This is a genomic window from Dongia deserti (genome assembly GCF_003574735.1).
GTDB classification, from domain to species: domain Bacteria; phylum Pseudomonadota; class Alphaproteobacteria; order Dongiales; family Dongiaceae; genus Dongia_A; species Dongia_A deserti.
Map to the genome: position 1 here is coordinate 1 of NZ_QORW01000045.1, position 2,514 is coordinate 2,514.

General features: G+C 60.2%; 2 protein-coding genes. Both read left to right on the top strand.

All coding sequences use genetic code 11. The annotated features are described in order from the left end of the window. The coding region (locus tag DTX69_RS30890; protein WP_284736165.1) for a hypothetical protein at window positions 1-208 on the top strand (208 nt) is incomplete at its 5' end. 601 nt (window positions 209-809) lie between these two features. Continuing rightward, on the top strand, window positions 810-2,402 hold the full coding sequence (locus DTX69_RS29835; RefSeq protein WP_119305230.1) for a M23 family metallopeptidase: 1,593 nt from the start codon (window positions 810-812) through the stop codon (window positions 2,400-2,402). Window positions 2,403-2,514: the final 112 nt, after the last annotated feature.

Genomic DNA, 2,514 nt, shown 5'->3' on the forward strand with positions numbered 1-2,514 from the left:
CCCAACAGCACAGATCGCTCCACACCGCCGCAACCAACAACAACCAAACCCAAGATCCACGAAAACAGCAAAAGCTCCGGATACCACCCAAAAGCCCGCCGCCCGCGAATCCCTTCTCGTCAAATTCAAGTTTCAAACAGCAGGGCGAGGGAACTCTTCCGGCATCACCAGCCGGCTCTCTCGCCAACGGAGGCGGGCTTATACGTGACAGTTTAGAAACCTGTCAACGCCCTTCTTTCACCATTCCAACGGCGTTGCTGCGGGTTGCCGCACAATAATCGAAAATACTTTGCATTTCAGCCATTTACCGGAATTTAACTCGGCCTAGTGCACCCTGGCGTGGAACACAGCAGGCGGAACCGACCAACGCAATAGTTTCCAACTGTGGCTTTATCGCAACGCACCATTGCGGCATCGCCACAGATTTGACCACAGATTTGATCCTGGTCCGGACCTCCAATTGCCCGCTAAATTCATGATCTAATAGGGCTTTTTAGGTTGACACAATTGGTCATGGCAAGCATCTTGTTAACCTTAACAGTCGCGATTCGCGGCAGTTCCATTGCAGCGCAACCGCGTCGGGACTGTCTCGGGTCGTTAACAAAACCGACCAAATTACCGCGTTGGGGGACCATCCGTTGATTTTCGCGCGTAGCCAAGTCTGGGGCACGCTTAAGCGTTACCTGTTGTACACAACCGCGGGTTTTGTGGTGTTGGGCGGCCTCGGCGCGGCTTGGTCACATCGGCCGGCGGCCGTCGAAGACGCGGTAGCAAGCCAATTTGAGGGGGTTGAAGCCGCCGACCAGCTTATGCAACTGACCGCGCGGAACTCGCCGGCATGGGCACAGCGCCTGATGGCGGACCTGGCAGCGCAAAACAAAAGCGCAGCCGAGACGGTGGTCGTTGCCGCCGCCGATGATCGTGCAATCCTGCTGTCACCGCGTAGCGCCGTCGCGGCACGACTGAAGCCGACGGCGCGCAAGACCCCCGGCACGGAACAAATCGGCTTGCCGACCTGGAGCACTGAATCGGTCGATGATGCCGAGTCGATTGATGATGTCGCGACGTCCGATGCTTCCCCAGACATTTTCGTCCATCCCGCACCCGCTCCCTTCGACACCAGCCCATTCGACTCCATGCTGCTCGCGGATCTTTCCGCCGGTGCGCCGCTGCCGGAGGAATCCTGGTACGACAGCGAAGTGTCGATCGCCGAGGAAGTCGCCAGCGAGATCGAGAAGGTCATCCATGTGCGCCCGGGCGATACGCTCTATGGCGTGCTGATCAATGCCGGCGTCAGCGAGGATGATGCGAAGAACGCTGTCGGCGCCATTGCCGACGTATTCTCGCCGCGCGCTCTGCGCGCAGGCCAGGAAATCACGCTCAACATCACCACCGCGTCGGGCACGCGCGAGCGCGAAGCCGATCCACAGCTGGTGGGCCTCAGCTTCGAGCCCAACGTCGTCACCGACGTCAAGCTGACGCGCAACGACACCGGTGACTTCATCGCCTCCGCCGTCGATAAGCCCGTCGTCGAGCACAACCGCCGCGCCGCCGGCATCATCGACAGCAGCCTGTTCAATGCCGCGCGAGAAGCCGGCGTTCCGATGCCGGTGGTCGCCGACCTCATCAAGACCTTCTCGTTCGATGTCGACTTCCAGCGCGACATCCAGGACGGCGATTCCTTCGAAGTCTTCTATGAGCGGATGGACAACGAGGACGGCGAGTTCGTGAAATCGGGAAAGATCTTGTTCGCCTCGCTGACCCTCTCCGGCAAGAACATCCCGGTCTATTATTTCGAGCGCGACGGCGACGGCGAGTATTTCACGCCCAGCGGCGAGGCGATCCGCAAGTCGCTGCTGCGCACCCCGGTCGACGGCGCGCGCATCACGTCGGGCTTCGGCATGCGCATGCACCCGCTGCTCGGCTATTCGAAGATGCATAAGGGCATCGATTTCGGCGCACCGACCGGCACGCCCATTTACGCCGCCGGCTCCGGCACCATCGTCGAGATCGGCAAGAAAGGCGCCTACGGCAACTACATCCGCATCCGGCATGCCGGTGAATACCAAACCGCCTATGCCCATATGAGCAAGTTCGCCAAGGGCCTGGGCAAGGGAGATAAGGTGAAGCAAGGCGATGTGATCGGCTATGTCGGCACGACCGGCCGGTCAACCGGGCCGCATCTGCACTACGAAATCCTGATCGCCGGCGCGCAGACCAATCCGGCCAAGGTCAAGACGGTCGCCAGCAACAAGCTGAGCGGTAAGCAGCTGAAGGCGTTCCAGACGCACATGGCGAAGATCGATGCCGAGCGCAGAGAGCAGGCGAAGCAGCAGCTGATTGCCGAGCGGCCGGACGCAATACCGCTCGACTGCAGCACGCCCGCCGGCTGCGAGAACTAGAGCACGTTTCCCGAAGTGTGAATCTGGTGGGATTCCCAGCTGGGGTGATTTGTGATTCAAGATGCTGACTGGGGTGGAGGCCAGCATCGATGTCACGACCCTATTCACTGGA